Annotated in this window: 9 protein-coding genes; 7 read left to right on the top strand and 2 right to left on the bottom strand. The window is 67.5% G+C overall.

Annotation, left to right across the window (positions count from 1 at the left end; translation table 11 throughout):
* Positions 1-83: 83 nt before the first annotated feature.
* Positions 84-809 (bottom strand): response regulator, encoded by a 726-nt coding sequence (locus tag JT720_RS01785; RefSeq protein WP_205478952.1) that lies wholly within the window; start codon positions 807-809, stop codon positions 84-86.
* Positions 802-3987 carry a PAS domain S-box protein gene (locus JT720_RS01780; RefSeq protein ID WP_205478951.1) on the bottom strand — a complete coding sequence of 1062 codons (3186 nt, stop codon included), beginning with the start codon at positions 3985-3987 and terminating at the stop codon, positions 802-804. The genes JT720_RS01785 and JT720_RS01780 overlap by 8 nt, the downstream gene beginning before the upstream one ends.
* A 158-nt stretch (positions 3988-4145) precedes the next feature.
* Here JT720_RS01780 and JT720_RS01775 point away from each other — a divergent pair, with 158 nt between their 5' ends.
* From JT720_RS01775 to JT720_RS01745, 7 genes are all read left to right on the top strand, one after another.
* Complete coding sequence (locus tag JT720_RS01775; RefSeq protein ID WP_237219615.1) at positions 4146-5387, top strand: class I SAM-dependent methyltransferase; 1242 nt, start codon at positions 4146-4148, stop codon at positions 5385-5387.
* Between the two features lie 51 nt (positions 5388-5438).
* Positions 5439-5798 (top strand): hypothetical protein, encoded by a 360-nt coding sequence (locus JT720_RS01770; RefSeq protein ID WP_205478950.1) that lies wholly within the window; start codon positions 5439-5441, stop codon positions 5796-5798.
* A 220-nt stretch (positions 5799-6018) separates the two neighbouring features.
* The gene (locus JT720_RS01765; protein WP_205480116.1) at positions 6019-6720 is read left to right on the top strand and encodes an ImuA family protein; all 702 of its coding nucleotides are present in this window, start codon (positions 6019-6021) and stop codon (positions 6718-6720) included.
* Entirely contained in the window at positions 6635-9109 is a 2475-nt protein-coding gene (locus tag JT720_RS01760; protein WP_237219614.1) for a DNA polymerase Y family protein, read from the top strand. Before JT720_RS01765 ends, JT720_RS01760 begins: the two co-directional genes overlap by 86 nt.
* A 9-nt stretch (positions 9110-9118) precedes the next feature.
* The gene (locus tag JT720_RS01755) at positions 9119-12526 is read left to right on the top strand and encodes an error-prone DNA polymerase (protein ID WP_205478949.1); all 3408 of its coding nucleotides are present in this window, start codon (positions 9119-9121) and stop codon (positions 12524-12526) included.
* Between the two features lie 70 nt (positions 12527-12596).
* Complete coding sequence (locus JT720_RS01750; protein ID WP_205478948.1) at positions 12597-14270, top strand: MFS transporter; 1674 nt, start codon at positions 12597-12599, stop codon at positions 14268-14270.
* Positions 14271-14334: 64 nt separating this feature from the next.
* Positions 14335-15888, top strand: coding sequence for an MFS transporter (locus JT720_RS01745; RefSeq protein ID WP_237219613.1), 1554 nt, complete (start codon positions 14335-14337; stop codon positions 15886-15888).

The following is a 15888-nucleotide window of genomic DNA, read 5'->3' as shown; positions in this document are numbered from 1 at the left end:
TCTTGTCGGAGGGCGATCTACGCGTGCTGACTCACAAGATGACGTCAGGCCGATGCATCTTGTGTCACAAACGTAACAACAGGTCAGCCCGAAATAGCGGCCGGGACGAAGATGTAGCCCGCGCCGCGCACGGTCTTGAGGGTCCTGGGAAGCTTCGGGTCCGGCTCGACCTTCCGGCGCAGGCGACCGATTCGCATGTCGATTGAGCGATCGAATGGTGTCATTTCCATGTTGTGGGCGAGATCCAGCAGCTGGTCCCGTGTGAGGACGCGATTGGGGTGCTCGACAAAGGTCCGGAGCAGGTCGAACTCCATCGCGGTAATCGGGACTTCGCCGCCCTCCAGGTCGAACAACCGGCGAGACTCTAGGTTAAGCATGCACCGACCGACCCGAACCTCATGGGCCATGGTCGCCGCGGGCGCGTGTGGCTTTGCCACCCGTCGCAAGACCGCTCGAACCCGTGCGAGCAGCTCTCGAAGCTCGAACGGCTTGGGCAGATAGTCGTCGGCGCCGATCTCCAGTCCCACGACCCGGTCCACTGTATCCCGGTTGGCGGTCAACATGATGATCCCGATGGGTCCAAGCCCGCGCAGGTAGCGGGCGATGGACAGGCCGTCCTCCTCGGGCATGTTGATGTCGAGGATGACCAGGTCCACGGCCCGCTCACTCATCAGGGAACGAAGCGACCGGCCGCCATCCGCGCCGCTGACGGCAAAGCCATGGTCGAGCAGATACTCCTGCACGGCCTCGCGCAGGTCCGGCTCGTCATCCACGACCACGATGTGGGCGGCACCGACCTCCTCAGCCATGACGACCCTCGCCAAGCTCTGCCAGAATGCGTCGCAGTCCTGAGAGATCAAATGGCTTCTCCAGGAACGGCCGGCGTGCGCGATCCAGGAAACGGGCGGCCGTTGGGCCGAGCGTGTCGCCGGTTACGAACGCGAGCCTGCGTACCAGATAGGGGTGCTCGTCTTCCAGCCAGTCGAGCAGCGAGGGGCCATCCACCCCAGGCATGCGCAGATCGGACAGCACTGCGTCATAGTCATGCAGCGCGATCATTTTCTTGGCGTCTTCGCCGGACCGCACGACGTCGACCCGGTACCCCTCGTCAGCTAGCATCTCCGCGAGAGCATCGCCAAGATCCGGCTCGTCATCAATTACCAGCGCTCGGCCGGATGCACTTTCCGCAGTCCGCTCGTTGCCATTTCCGGGTGCAGGCATTGCCTCCCCACGAGCCGGAAGTTCGATGGTAAACCGCGCGCCTCCATCCGGCGGATCGTCGAGCCGCAGGGTGCCGCCGTGGGCTTCCACGATACCCAGGCTGAAGGTCAAGCCGATGCCGGTGCCCTGGCCTTGCGGCTTGCTGGTAAAGAAAGGGTCGAAGATCCTTCGGCGAATCTCCGGTGCTACTCCGGGGCCATTGTCCTCCACCTCTACCCGGACCCTTCGGCTGCGCTCGTCCGCAGATGTGCGGATCGTCAGCACCCGCTGGGTATCCCGCTCCAGAAGCGCATGCTGCGCGTTGACCAGGAGATTCACAAGCACCTGACCAAGCTGGTCCGCATCCGCTTCGATCAACGGAAGACTCTCGGCCAGTTCCTGGACGATTTGGACGCCGCCCGTGCGCAGGCTGTAGGCGGTCAGTTCCAGCGCTCCGCTGACCAGCGCGTTGACGCTGACCGATTGACGCACCGGAGCTCTCTGGCGAGCCATGGCGAGGAACGTCTGGACGATCTTGCCGCATCGTGCGGCCGCGGCATGGATCTTGGCGGCACGTTCGGAGAATGGGGTTCCGGAGGCCTTCTGCTCCAGCAGTTCGGACAAGGTCAGCACCACGGACAAGGGATTGTTCAGTTCATGGCTGACCCCTGCCAGCAGACTGCCCAGGGCGGTCAGCTTTTCGGATTGGTATAAGGCCTCGCGCGATCGTTGCAGTTCGGCCTCGGCCCGTTTGCGGTCGCTGATGTCGATGTCGAAACCGCCGATGCGGGTGGACTTCTCCTCGTCCAAGGCGAGCGGGAACCGAACCACCAGGGACCACTCGTAATCGTCGCGACCGGGAAGATGCTCTTCCACCCGCCTCGACCGGCCGGAGGCCAGGATCTCGCGGTCGAACTCGGCGATCATTGCCGCTTCTTCCGGACCGAACAGCTCTGCAGCGCTCTCGCCGACGACCTCCTCGAGCGGTCGGTCGAACACCTTTGCCATTTCCGGATTGAGCATCAGATATCGCCCGTCGGCATCTTTCAGGTACATGCCGATCGGGGCGTGCTTCATGAACGCGGCTAGCAGCGCTTCGCTTTCGCGCAGTTTCTCTTCGGCTTGCTTGCGTTCCGTCAGATCGCTGAACATTCCGACGGCGCCGACGATGTTCCCCTCGCCATCTCGAAGCGGTGCCGTAGCCGCGAGCACCGGCAGGGGCGTGCCGTCGGTCCGGCGAAACCGGAACTCGAACTGCTCGGGGTTCCCTGACAGGTTGTTGCCGATCCGCTGGCGCGTGTCCTCCAGGTCTTCGGCAAAGCTGTAGTCCGGAACGCTGCGCTGCTGCATCTCCTCCCGTGTGGTCCCCAGAAGGTCCGCCATCCGCTGGTTGGCGAAGAGCGTTCGCGCTTCCCGGTCGACCAGCCAGATGCCCTCGTGCGCGGTCTCGATGACTCCGCGGAAGCGGGCCTCACTCTCCGCCAGCGCTGCTTCGGTCGCCTTCCGCGTGCTGATGTCCCGGGTGACGGCCAGCTGCTGCATGCGGCCATGCGCGTCGGCCAGGGGCACGGCGTGCGTCTCCATATGTCGCCGGGTGCCCTTGAGGCCGATGACATCGAACTCCCATACGAGGCTCTCGCCCGCGCAGACGCGCTTGTGGTTCTCGCGCCAGCGGGCGCGGTGCTCGGGCGCGATGACCTTCACGATGTCACGACCGAGTGCATCCGCGTCCGTATCTGCTTCGAGCATCCGGAGCCCGGCGGCATTCATGTGATCCAGTGACCCGTCCGGTGCGACCAGCTTCACGCACTCTGGGGTGGCGTCGACGATCGCGCGCAGCCGCGCTTCGCTCTCGCGCAGCCTCTGCTCGCTCTCGCTGCGGGCGGTCTCCGCGCTCGCCCGCTCGAGCGTCGCCCAGGTTCGCTCGGCCACTTCCCGGATCAGCTGCACCTCGGCATCGCGCCAGGCCCGCGGCGAGGAATCCTGAGCATAGAGCACCGCCGCCAACCGGCCGTTCTTGATCAGCGGAACCGTGACGCTGGCGCGAATGTCGTAGGCCGACTGCACCTCCGCTGCACCGTGCGTCATCGGATCGATCAGCGTGTCGGCAATGACGGAGACTTCGCCACGGCGTAGCTGGTCGGCCATTCCGCGCCCGAAGCTGTCGAGGGAGAGCATTTCGGTGACGGCGGGCTCATCCGTCGGCTGCCAACCCCGGCCGCCTGCAATGACCGTATTGCCGTCCTCTTCGACTTCGCCGTAGCCGACTCGTCTCAAGCCAAGGTGGGTGCCAAGCTGGCGGCCCGTGACAAAGAGGATCTCCGCGGGATCGCTCTTGTCGCGCAGCGCATCACCCAGTTGCACGAGAAATCGCTGGTTCTGCTCCGCCTCGCGCTGCTCGCCGATCTCGGTCATCGTGCCGAGCCAGCATCGCACCGAGCCGTCCGGCGCCTTGACCGGTTCGGCGCGGGTCAGGAACGGCCGAAAGCGCGCGTCCGCCCCTCGAAGCAGGACCACCATCTCGCCGGCCTCGCCGCTGCGGATGCTGGCATCCCAACGCGCCTGAATTTCATCCAGCAAAGTCGGGTCATGAAGCGAAGGCCAGATCTCGTGGGGATCGGCTCCAGGGAGCGCGCCGGTGTAATCGTACCATCTGCGATTGCACCACCGCACTCGTCCGCCGCCGTCCGCCATGAAGCAGAGCGCCGGAAGATGGTCGGCAAGGAGCCGGAACGGCAGGTCGCCGTCGATCGAGGATGGTTCGTCCACCAGGTCAACACGTTGCATCCGGCAGGCCCCTGACTGCTGGCGCACAATGTACCGCATTAACTCGCATCGCCAATGCGGCCGGCAGAGCCTGTTACAATCGTGACCATTTTCCGGCTGCGCCGACGTCGGGTCGTGACGCTTCCCCGGCAGATAAGCCGGCGAAAGGAGCAGTCGCGTTGGGGAAATCTGGGTTCGGTGTCGAGGAGCAGCTGGCGGAGTGCAGGAAGCGCTTCGCCGAGCTGTTCGATCGCTACTGGCTCGACGACCTTCCGCGCCTGTCTCCCGAGAAGCCCGATGAGGGCTGTTGTTCGTCCAATCCTGAACATGCGGGGAAGATCATGCTCGACAAGACATCAACACCAGCCTTCGACGAAGCGAAGTTGCAGGAATTCATGGGCAAGCTAGTCGGTGACGCCGGTGCGGCCGCGACGGCGCCGCTGGTGGTGCTCGGCGATCGCCTGGGCCTCTACAAGGCCCTGGCTGCGAGCGAGGGCCTGACCTCCGACCAGCTCGCCGATGCGACGGGCACGCACGAGCGCTACGTGCGGGAATGGCTCGCCGCCCAGGCGGCCGCCGGGTACATCACCTATGATGCGGCGGAGGAGCGCTACGGCCTCACTCCCGAACAGGCCCTCGCCTTCGCCGACGAGGACAGTCCCGTCTTTTTCGTCGGATCGTTCGAGATCCTGTGCTCCAACGTCATCGACAGTCCGAAGATCGAGCAGGCGTTCCGGACCGGCGCAGGGGTCGGCTGGCACGAGCACGACCAGATGCTCTTCTGCGGATGCGAGCGCTTCTTCCGCTCAGGCTATGTTGCTCATCTGGTCGCCGACTGGCTTCCGGCACTGGACGGCATGGTCGAGCGGATGGAGCAGGGGGCCAGCGTCGCCGACGTCGGCTGCGGGCATGGGGCGTCGACCATCATCATGGCCGAGGCTTTCCCCAACTCGACCTTCATCGGGTTCGATTACCATGCGGAGTCGATCGAACATGCCCGGGCGGCCGCTGAGAAGGCCGGAGTGGCCGATCGCGTGCGGTTCGAAGTGGCGAGCGCGCAGCACTTCCCGGGCGAAGGCTTCGACCTCGTGACCATCTTCGATGCCTTGCACGACATGGGGGATCCGGCAGGCGCCGCCCGGCAGATCCGCCAGGCGCTCAAGCCCGACGGTACCCTGATGATCGTCGAGCCGCTGGCCGGTGACCGGCTGGAGGACAACCTCAACCCGGTGGGGCGGCTCTATTATGCCTCCTCCACGATGATCTGCACGCCGGCGTCGCTGGCGCAGGAGGTCGGGCTGGGGCTCGGGGCACAGGCCGGCGAGCGCAGGCTCCGCGAGGTGCTGGAATCCGCGGGCTTCACCCAGGTCCGGCGGGCCACCGAAACACCGTTCAACATGGTGCTCGAAGTGCGCCCCTGAAGCAGGACGGCTTTCACGGTTTCATCGACACGAACTCAAGGGAACAGGACAATGATCGCATTCGAAGCAAAGCCTTCCTGGCTGCAGCCCGGCACCTCTCGCCGGGAGGCGGCAGGGAAGAAGGGGAGCCTGGACCGCAATAAGGTCTCGGCAATCCTGCTCGGCGGCGTGGTGGCGACTCTGGTCGCGGCAGGCGCCACGCCGCCGGCATCCGCAGCGCCGCGCTCGGATGGACAGGCGGGCTGGTCCGGCAAGACGGACTCCGTGGAAGGGAACCGCAGGACCTGCCGCGTCAGGGTGGTTCACAAGTCCCCGACCGCGCGCCTCAAGCGGACGTGCTTCGGCAAGTCGGAGGCGGCGGAAGTCGTCAGGTCCGAGGATCGCACCCGGGTGATCACGGCGGCGAGATGAGATGACCCAAGGGGGTGAGCGTCGGTCACACGGTGCCCAACGGCGGAAGGCGGGGTTCGAGCGGATTCGCTTGGGCCCCGCCTGAAGCTTTTTCAGGTGTCTGTGCGAGCGCATTGACTCCGCGGGACGGCAGGAACAAAACGAGAACAACTGCCTTACGAGTCGCGCTGTGCCTGCTTTACCATCAACCCTTGCCGAATTGCGCGAAACCGTGCGTGCGCTGGAAGGCGATGGCGATCGCCACCGGCCAGTGCTGCCGTTCGGGGTTCCTGCGATCGACGAGCGGCTGGCGGGCGAGGGGCTGCGGCTCGATGCCCTGCACGAGGTGGCGGGCGAGGGTGCCGGCTGGGGCGACGATGCCGCGGCGGTGTTGTTCATGGCCGGCATCGCGGCCCGGACGGAGGGGCCGATCCTGTGGGTCGTGCGGGCCCGCGACCTGTTCGCGCCCGGGCTCTACCAGGCCGGGCTGGACCCGAGCCGCGTGATATATGCGGAGGCCCGCGACGATGCGGAGCTGCTCGCGCTGATGGAAGATGGGCTGCGGCACCGCGGGCTTGGTGCGGTGATCGGCGAGGTGAAGCGCGTTGCCATGGCCTCGACCCGCCGGCTCCAGCTGGCTGCCGAAGGAGGGAGCACGCCGGCCCTGCTGCTGAAGCGAGCCGCGCGGGACGGCGGCGATCCGCTGGCCATGCCGTCGGCTGCCGTGACCCGCTGGCAGGTGGCAAGCGCGCCATCGGTGCCGGTCCCGTGGGAGGGGCTTGGCCGCGCCTGCTGGCGCCTGTCCTGCGTCCGCCAGCGTGGGGGGGGACCTTTCGACATGATTGTGGAGGCTCCAGATGAAACGGGTCGCCTCGCTCTACCTGCCCTATTGGCCGATCGACCGGCTGCGGCGGGCCGAGCGCCGCTCCGCGCCGTCGCCTGAAGCCGACGCCCAGGCGGCATATCATGCGCTAGGGGCGGAGGCGGCGGCCGAGCGGTTGCAGCATTGCTCCGTGCCCAAGGAGGGCGGCTGGCGTCCGGGTGCACGCTGGGCCAAGTCCGATCCGGGAAGCGGGCTGGCCGACACCCGCGAGGAGGTGGAGGCCGCGATCGAGGCGCTGCCCCAGCACCGCCGCCCCCCGCAGCGCGAGCTCGGACGGGTCAGCGTCGCGGCCGACAATCCCTTCCGGGGTTCTGAGCCGAAGAAGGGCCTTTCCCGCCCGCCCGAGGAGCGCGTCGCGCCACCGCCGCTGCTGCGCGAGCTGTCGCGCCGGACGGAGGCGGCCGAGCATCCGTTCCGCTCCATGCCCTCGGACGAGGTCGGCCGGCGCATCGCGGATCGCGTGCCCATGCCTTCCCTCCAGTTTCCGGGAGAGGACGCGCCCGCCAAGGCCAACCGTGGCGCCGCGCTGCGGGCCGAGGCGAAGCGCGACCGTTACCGCAACGAGGCTCCGCCTGTCCTGAGCGGCGTCGTAGGGCATGGGCCGCTCTCGATCCATCGTGTCGCCGCTTTGCCGTCCGTCCAGTTCCCCGGTGAGGATGTCGCCACGCGCCGGGCCCAGCGCTCACCCAGGCGCAGCGCCCGCGACGGGCATGGCGGGGAGGCCGGCTACATCGCGCCGCCCAGTCTGGCTCAGCTTGCCGCCATGCCCGCCGTGCAGTTCCCGGGCGAGGGGCCGCACCCCGACAATCACGGCAAGAGCGAACCGATCGCGCCGACCTATGGCCAAGGCCGCTTCTTCCAGACTGGCCGGACGCTCGGCAGCGTGGTCGCCCGGGTGTGCCGGGAGGAGGGAGCTCTCACCGATATCGGCTACCTTCCGCCTGACGAGCCGCCGCTGGTCACCACGCACAAGGTCGGCCCGCGGGTGGAGATCGCCGCCGCCAACCCCGCCGCGCGGTCGCTTGGTCTCACCCCCGGCATGGCGCTGACCATGGCCCGCGCGCAGGTCCCGGGCCTGGAGGTCCGCGTCGCCGACCCGGAAGGCGATGCCGCCGACCTCCGCTCACTGGCCGAATTGCTGGCCCGGCGCTGGTCGCCGGTGGTCGCGGTCTCCGATGCGGACGGCCTGTTCATCGACCTGACCGGCGTTGCCCACCTGCATGGGGGCGAGGCGCGCTTTGCCCGCCGACTGCTGCGCCTGCTTGCCCGGCACGGGGTCACCGCGCGCCTGGCGATCGCGGACACGGCGGGCGCGGCCTGGGCGCTGGCGCGGCATGGCGGCGGAGGGGCAGCGCTGATCGTCAAGCCGGGGGAGCACGACGCCGCCATCGCCCCGCTGCCAGTCACCGCGCTGCGCCTGGAACCCGCTTCGCTCGAGCTGCTCGCGCGCCTGGGGGTGGACACGGCCGGGCAGCTGCTGGCGATGCCGCGCGCGCCGCTGGTGCGCCGGTTCGGCAAGGCCATTGTCCTGCGCCTCGACCAGGCGACCGGCCGGGTGCCGGAGCCGTTCGACCCGGTCGTGCCGCCGACCACGGTCACCGTGGAGCAGCGTTTCGCCGAGCCGATCGCGACGGCGGAAGCGATCGAGCACTGGCTTCGGCAGCTCATGCCGCGCCTCGCCCGCGCGCTCGCCGAAGCAGGGCAGGGCGCCCGCTCGGTCGAGCTGATCGCAGCCCGAGTCGACGGTGTCCCCCAACGGCTCCGGCTGGGCTTTGCCCGGCCGACCCGCGACCCCGCGCACATGCTGCGCCTGGCCCTGCGCCGCATCGAGGAGATCGAGCCTGGCTTCGGCATCGATGCGATCGCCCTTCACGTCCACCGCGCCGACCCGCTCGGCCCGGAGTCGCTGGCGCCCGCCCTCGCGGACCCGCAAGTGCCGGACCTGGCGCCGCTCGTCGACACGCTGGCCAACCGGATCGGCGCCGACCGGTTGTGGCGCGCGTCGCCGGTGGAGAGTGATGTGCCCGAACGGTCGGTTGCGCTCGCGCCGCCGCTCGACCCTGGACCCAAGCGTCTCGCCAAGGCCAAGCGCGACGACGTCCGCCTGCTGGATAGCCGCGCCCCCGACCACCCGTGGCATCCGCGCTGGCCCCGTCCGGTCCGGCTGCTGCGCCGGCCCGAGATGGTGCACCATGTTATGGCCGAATTGCCGGATCAGCCGCCCCGCCGCTTCACCTGGCGCGGCAAGGCCTATCGCGTTGTCCGCGCCGACGGGCCGGAGCGCATCGCTGGCGAATGGTGGCGCCGCCCGGCGGAGCGCCAGGCAGTGCGCGACTATTTCCAGGTGGAAGTGGAAAGCGGTCAGCGCTTCTGGCTCTACCGTCGGGGCGACGGCGTGCGCAGCGAAACGGGAGACCTCAGCTGGTTCCTCCACGGCAGGGTCGATTGACCTCGTCCCATGACCTACTCCGAACTTCAGGCCACTACCCACTTCTCCTTCCTGCGCGGCGCGTCCTCGCCAGAGGAGCTGTTCACCACCGCCGCGCTGATGGGCATGCCTGCGCTGGGCGTCACGGACCGCAATTCGGTCACTGGGCTTGTCCGCTCCCTCTATGCGACCGAGCAGATCAAGAAGGACAGGCATCTCGACATCCGCCTGGTCGCCGGCTGCCGCCTCGACCTGGTCAGCGGCGCGTCCGTGCTGGTCTGGCCCGAAGACCTCGCCGCCTGGTCTCGGCTGACCCGGCTGCTCAGCCTGGGCAACAAGCGGGCCGACCCAAGGGCCGGGGAGAAAGGCAAATGCTTCCTCCACTGGGATGACGTGGCCGCCTATTCGGACGGGCTGCTCGCCTCGCTCGTGCCCGGACCCGACGGTGCGGACCAGGCGGAACTGCGCTGGATGGCGGACATCTTTGGGGCCGATCGTGGCCATGTCTGCCTGACCCACCTGCGCCGGCCGAACGACAGCCGGCGACTGCACAGGATCGCTGCGGAAGCTCGCCGCTTCGGCCTGACCCCACTCGCGACCGGGGATGCGCTCTACCACGAGCCTGACCGGCGCACGCTGCAGGATGTAGTCACGGCCATCCGCGAGAAGTGCACGATCGATGACCTCGGCCTCCGCCGCGAGCGTTCAGCCGACCGCTGCCTGCAACCGCCCGGAGAGATGGAGCGGCGCTTCACCCGATACCCGGAAGCGCTGTCGGCAGTGCAGGCGATCGTGGAGCGCTGCACCTTCTCTCTGCGCGAAATCCGCTACCAGTATCCGGAAGAAATCGTGATCAGCGGCAGGTCGCCGCAGGATGCATTGGAGAAACTCGCCCGCGACGCCCTCGATCGCCTGTTTCAGAAGCCGCCCTTCAACGGCGTTCCCGACCAGCGCTACCTCGACCTGCTCGAGCATGAGCTGCGGCTGGTCAAGCAGATGGCCTATGCGCCTTACTTCCTGACCGTGAACTCCATCGTCAGCTATGCGCGGAGCCAAGGCATCCTCTGCCAGGGTCGCGGGTCGGCGGCGAACTCCATGATCTGCTTCGTCCTGGGCATCACCTCGATCGACCCGATCGAGCACCAGCTGCTGTTCGAGCGCTTCATCTCGCCCGACCGGCGCGAGCCGCCCGACATCGACATCGACTTCGAGCACGAGCGCCGCGAGGAAGTCATCCAGTGGATTTACCGCACCTACGGCCACGACCATGCGGCGCTGACCGCCGTAGTTAGCCGCTTTCGGGCCCGTGGCGCGGTGCGGGAGGTGGGCAAGGCGCTCGGCCTGCCCGAGGACATGACCGCGGCGCTGGCCGGGCAGGTTTGGGGCTGGTCGGAGGAGGGGGTCGCGGACAAGCATGTCGACGCGCTCAATCTCGACCGCGGCGACCCGCGGCTCGCGCTGACGCTGGAACTGGCGCGGGAGCTGATCGGCACACCCAGGCACTTGTCGCAGCATCCGGGCGGGTTCGTGCTGACCCGCGATCCGCTGCACGACCTCGTGCCGATCCAACCCGCCGCCATGGAAGATCGTTGGGTCGTCGAATGGGAGAAGGAGGATATCGAGGAGCTCGGCCTGATGAAGGTCGACATCCTCGGCCTCGGCATGCTCGGCTGCATGCGGCGCGCCTTCGACCTGCTGCGCGAGCACAAGGGGCTCGACCTGACGCTCTCGTCGCCCGAGCTGCAGACGGACGATCCGGCCACTTTCGCCATGATCCAGAAGGCGGACACGCTCGGCACCTTCCAGATCGAATCTCGCGCGCAGATGGCGATGCTGCCGCGGATGAAGCCGGTGAACTTCTACGACATCGCCATTCAGGTCGCGATCGTCCGCCCGGGCCCAATCCAGGGCGACATGGTCCACCCCTATCTGAAGCGCCGCCAGCAGAAGCGCGAGAACCCCCATATTGAGTTCGAATATCCCAGCGCGAAGCTGAAGGCGGTGCTGGAAAAGACGCTTGGCGTGCCGCTCTTCCAGGAACAGGCGATGAAAGTCGCGATCGAGGGCGCCGGCTTCTCGCCTGCGCGCGCCGACGAGCTGCGCAAGGCGATGGCGACGTTCAAGTACACGCAGGGCGTCGGCCAGTTCAAAGAAGAGCTGATGGCCGGCATGGCGAAGAACGGCATCAACCCCGAATTCGCCGAGCGGCTGGTCAAGCAGATCGAGGGCTTCGGCTCCTACGGCTTTCCCGAGAGCCACGCGGCGAGCTTCGCCAAGATCGCCTACGCCTCGTCATGGATGAAGTGCCACCATCCCGAAGTCTTCTGCGCGGCGCTGCTCAACGCCCAGCCGATGGGCTTCTACGCCCCCGCCCAGATCGTCCGCGACGCCCGCGACCACGGGGTGGAGATCCGCCCGGTGTGCGTGAATGACAGCCAATGGGACACGCGGCTGGTTGGGATAGCTTCCGCCAGTAACTCGTCATTCCCGCGAAGGCGGGAATCCATCTCCCAACCCGGTCACGGGAGAGGAGGGCACGAGATGGATCCCCGCCCCCGCGGGAATGACGCAGCCAACTACCTCCCCCTGCGCCTCGGCATGAAGGTCGTCCACGGTCTGCCCGAGATCCACGCCGCCCGCATCCTCGCGGCGCGCGACCAGCGGCCGTTCGCCTCAGTCGAGGACCTGTGGCGCCGCTCCGGCGTACCGCTCGCCACGCTGGAGAAGCTGGCCAAGGCCGACGCATTCCAGTCGCTGGGCCTCAACCGGCGGCAGGCGCTGTGGGCGATCCGCGGGCTCGGAGAGTCCCCGCTGCCGCTGCTGGAAGCGGCCGAACGGAGGGAGGAGCCTGTCAGCTTGGTACCGCTCACCGCAGGTCGCGAAGTGGTGGAGGATTATCGCGCCACCCAGCTCAGTCTGCGCCAGCATCCGCTCTTCTTCCTGCGCGACGAACTCAGCCGCCAGCGCATCACCCGCTGCGCCGACCTCGCCAACGTCAAGGACGGCCGCCGGGTGGAGGTCGCCGGCATCATCCTCGTCCGGCAGAAGCCGGGCAGCGCCAAGGGCGTCCTGTTCATCACCATCGAGGACGAGACCGGCGTCGCCAACATCATCCTGTGGCCCGACCGGTTCGAAGCGCAGCGCACGGTGGTCATGTCCTCGGCGATGATCAGCGTCACCGGCGTGGTCCAGCGCGAGGCGGAGGTCATCCACGTCATCGCCAGCCGCATCCACGACCAAACGCCTCTACTCCGCCAAGTCGGCGACATCGACCTGCCGCGATTGACCAGTCCCGGCGACGGCGCCACCAACGGCGGCTCGCCCGACCGTGGCGAGACCGGCTGGCGCCCGAACCCCCGCAACCTCTACCATCCGCCCTTCCGCACTGGCTGCGACCCGGAGGAAGTCATTCCCATCCGCACCCACGATTTCCACTGATCTCTTCGACGGCTGTTCCCTTCGGCGCAGAAACGCGCAACCATGCCCAAGTCAGGGGGAGAAGACGTGAATGGCCACCGCCCAACAAGCGGGAGACACGCCCAAGCATCATGAGGCGACGCAGAGCGAGAAGCTCGTCATCGCCGCCTCTTCGCTCGGCACCGTGTTTGAGTGGTACGACTTCTACCTCTACGGCTTGCTGGCGACGATCATCTCGGCCCAATTCTTCTCGGGCGTGAACGAGACCACCGGCTTCATCTTCGCGCTTGCGGCGTTCGCGGCCGGCTTCGCGGTCCGGCCCTTTGGCGCCATCGTCTTCGGCCGCATCGGCGACCTCGTCGGGCGCAAGAACACCTTCCTCGTCACCATGGGCCTCATGGGCCTGTCGACATTCCTGGTCGGCCTGCTGCCCAGCTATGCGAGCATCGGAGTCGCAGCTCCCGTCATCCTGGTGCTCCTGCGCCTCCTCCAGGGCCTGGCGCTGGGCGGCGAATATGGCGGCGCGGCCACCTACGTCGCGGAGCATGCGCCCAATCACAAGCGCGGCCTCTACACCAGCTTCATCCAGACCACGGCCACGCTCGGCCTATTCGCTGCCCTGCTGGTGGTGATCGGCGTCCGCTATGCCCTGGGGGAGGAAGCCTTCGCCTCGTGGGGCTGGCGCGTTCCCTTCCTGATTTCGATCGTGCTCCTTGCCGTTTCCATGTGGATCCGGATGCAGCTGAACGAGAGCCCAGTGTTCAAGCGCATGAAGGAGGAGGGCACCACGTCCAAGGCGCCGCTGACCGAAGCGTTCGGCAAGTGGCCGAACCTGAAGCTCGTTATCATCGCCCTGCTTGGAGCCGTCGCCGGTCAGGCGGTGGTCTGGTACACCGGCCAGTTCTACGCGCTCTTCTTTCTCGAGAAGATGATGAAGGTCGATGGCGCGACCACCAACATTCTGATCGCCGTCGCGCTGGCACTGGGCACGCCCTTCTTCATCTTCTTCGGCTGGCTGTCCGACCGGATCGGGCGCAAGCCCATCATCCTGACGGGCTGCGTGCTCGCGGCGCTCACGTATTTCCCGCTATTCCATGCCTTGTCGCGGGCCGCCAACCCCGCCCTCTATGCCGCCCAGGCGAGCGCGCCGGTCAGCGTCATTGCCGACCCGGCAGACTGCTCGGTCCAGTTCGATCCGGTAGGCCGGAACAAGTTCGATGCGCGCAGCTGCGACATCGTGAAATCCTACCTGGCCAAGGCGGGGATCAGCTACGCAAACGTGGACGCTCCGCCCGGCTCGCTTGCGCAATTGAAGATCGGCGACACCCTGATCCCGTGGGTCGATCCGAACGCCATCGCCGGACCCCAACGGGCAGAAGCAATCAAGGCTTTCCAAGCCTCGGGTACCGCCGCGCTGAAGGCTGTCGGCTACCCCGACAAGGCCGACCCAAACGCGATCAACAAGCCGCTGGTGATCGCGATCCTGTTCATCCTCGTGCTCTACGTCACCATGGTCTACGGCCCGATCGCCGCGCTGCTGGTTGAGCTGTTTCCCGCCAGGATCCGCTACACCAGCATGTCGCTGCCCTACCATATCGGCAATGGCTGGTTCGGAGGCTTCCTGCCCACCACCGCCTTCGCCATGGTCGCTGCCACCGGCGATATCTACTACGGGCTCTGGTATCCGATCGCGGTTTGCGTGGTCACCGTCGTCGTCGGGCTGCTGTTCCTTCCTGAAACCCGCACCCGCAACATCGACGCCTGACCACCGTACCGCATCTTGCATCCCCGCACTTGCCGCCTTCCCATCATCATCTAGAGCTTTCCTCATGACAGCGAGTGTTTCAGTGGATCGGCCGTCGATCGTCGGAGAGCGCGCACCCTGGTTCTGGGCCGGGTGCGTGGCGATCAGTGTCGGCGTCCTGCTGCACCTGCCCATGCTCGCCCATGCCCATGCCATGGGTCACAACAGCATGTCGCACATGCCCATGGACGGCTGGATGATGCTTGGCATGGCGCTGATCTTCATCGGTGTCCCGCTCGCCTGCTGGGGAGCCTTGCCCAGGCACCGCGCCCCACACGATTCCGCCGCGGCGACCGGCTACGAGGCGCGGGACGACACACCGCTCAACCGCTGGCATGCCGGGGTCCTGCTGGTGCTGACGCTGGGGCTGGTGATCGACGTCATGAAGCCAGCAACTCTCGGCTTCGTACTGCCGGGGCTCGCCCGCGAATATGGCATCGAACGCTCCACCGCGGCGCTCCTGCCGCTGGTGGCGCTGATCGGAACGACGGTGGGCTCACTCCTGTGGGGCTGGCTTGCGGACGTCTACGGCCGCCGGGTCTCGATCCTGCTGTCGACCATCCTGTTCGTCTCCACTTCGATCTGCGGCGCCATGCCGGCGTTCGAGTGGAACCTCCTGATGTGCTTCCTGATGGGTTCGTCGGCCGGCGGGATGCTTCCGGTGGTCTACACCCTCCTCGCGGAGGTCATGCCGCCCCGCCACCGCTCGTGGATCCTCGTGTTCGTCGGCGGCACCGGGCTCGTCGGCGGCTACCTGGCGGCAAGCGCCGCGGCCCATACGTTCGAGCCCATTTACGGCTGGCGCTCGCTCTGGCTGCAGGGCTTCCCAAGCGGTCTCCTCCTGCTGGCTCTGGCCCGCCTCATCCCCGAATCCCCGCGGTTCCTGGCGGAGCAGGGCCGAATGGTCGAGCTCAAGCAGATGGAGCATCGCTTCGGCATCGTTCCCCGCGGCGCTCCCGGCGTGGAGAGCACGGGCTCCGGCGACCTCCGGCACCGTCGGCTGACCGTGGCCCTCACCGTCGCCGCCCTGTCGTGGAGCTTCGTGAATTTCGGCCTGTTGCTGTGGCTGCCGAGCGACCTCCAGGCGCGCGGCTACAGCGCGGAACTGGCCAGCGGCATCATCGCCAGCTCGGCCGTGCTCGCCCTGCCCACGGTCATGCTGGCCGCCTTTTTCTACAGCCGGTGGAGCAGCAAGTGGACCCTGGTCGGCACCGCGCTCCTGACCTTCGTCGGGCTGGTCGGGGCCGTCCTCCCCGCCCAGGTCCTGACCTGGCCACCGCTGCTAATCGCCGTCATCGCCTGCCTGATCGTCGGCACCAACGGGATGATCGCCGTGTTGCTGCCCTACACGGCCGAAAGCTATCCGCTCGGCATCCGCGCCCGCGCGACGGGCCTGGTGGCAGGCAGCAGCAAGTTTGGCGGCGTCGCGGTGCAGCTGTTCGCGCTCGCCGGGCTGATTCCCACGCTCAGCGGCGCGGCGCTCGGCCTGCTCGCCCCCATGGCCGCCTCCGCCGGCCTGATCGGCTGGGCAGGCCGCGAAACCTGCGGTCGCAGCCTGCGCGAACTCGAACGCAGCTAG

This window comes from Sphingomonas arenae (assembly GCF_016924655.1).
GTDB classification, from domain to species: domain Bacteria; phylum Pseudomonadota; class Alphaproteobacteria; order Sphingomonadales; family Sphingomonadaceae; genus Sphingomicrobium; species Sphingomicrobium arenae.
The sequence above is the reverse complement of the archived record's forward strand: the minus strand, read 5'-3'. Positions and strand labels throughout refer to the sequence as shown.

Bases quoted from the DNA above. Each gene is read 5' to 3' on its own strand.
- JT720_RS01785 (WP_205478952.1), bottom strand. From the start codon at position 809: ATGGCTGAGGAGGTCGGTGCCGCCCACATCGTGGTCGTGGATGACGAG.
- JT720_RS01780 (WP_205478951.1), bottom strand. From the start codon at position 3,987: ATGCAACGTGTTGACCTGGTGGACGAACCATCCTCGATCGACGGCGAC.
- JT720_RS01770 (WP_205478950.1), top strand. From the start codon at position 5,439: ATGATCGCATTCGAAGCAAAGCCTTCCTGGCTGCAGCCCGGCACCTCT.
- JT720_RS01760 (WP_237219614.1), top strand. From the start codon at position 6,635: ATGAAACGGGTCGCCTCGCTCTACCTGCCCTATTGGCCGATCGACCGG.
- JT720_RS01755 (WP_205478949.1), top strand. From the start codon at position 9,119: ATGACCTACTCCGAACTTCAGGCCACTACCCACTTCTCCTTCCTGCGC.
- JT720_RS01750 (WP_205478948.1), top strand. From the start codon at position 12,597: ATGGCCACCGCCCAACAAGCGGGAGACACGCCCAAGCATCATGAGGCG.
- JT720_RS01745 (WP_237219613.1), top strand. From the start codon at position 14,335: ATGACAGCGAGTGTTTCAGTGGATCGGCCGTCGATCGTCGGAGAGCGC.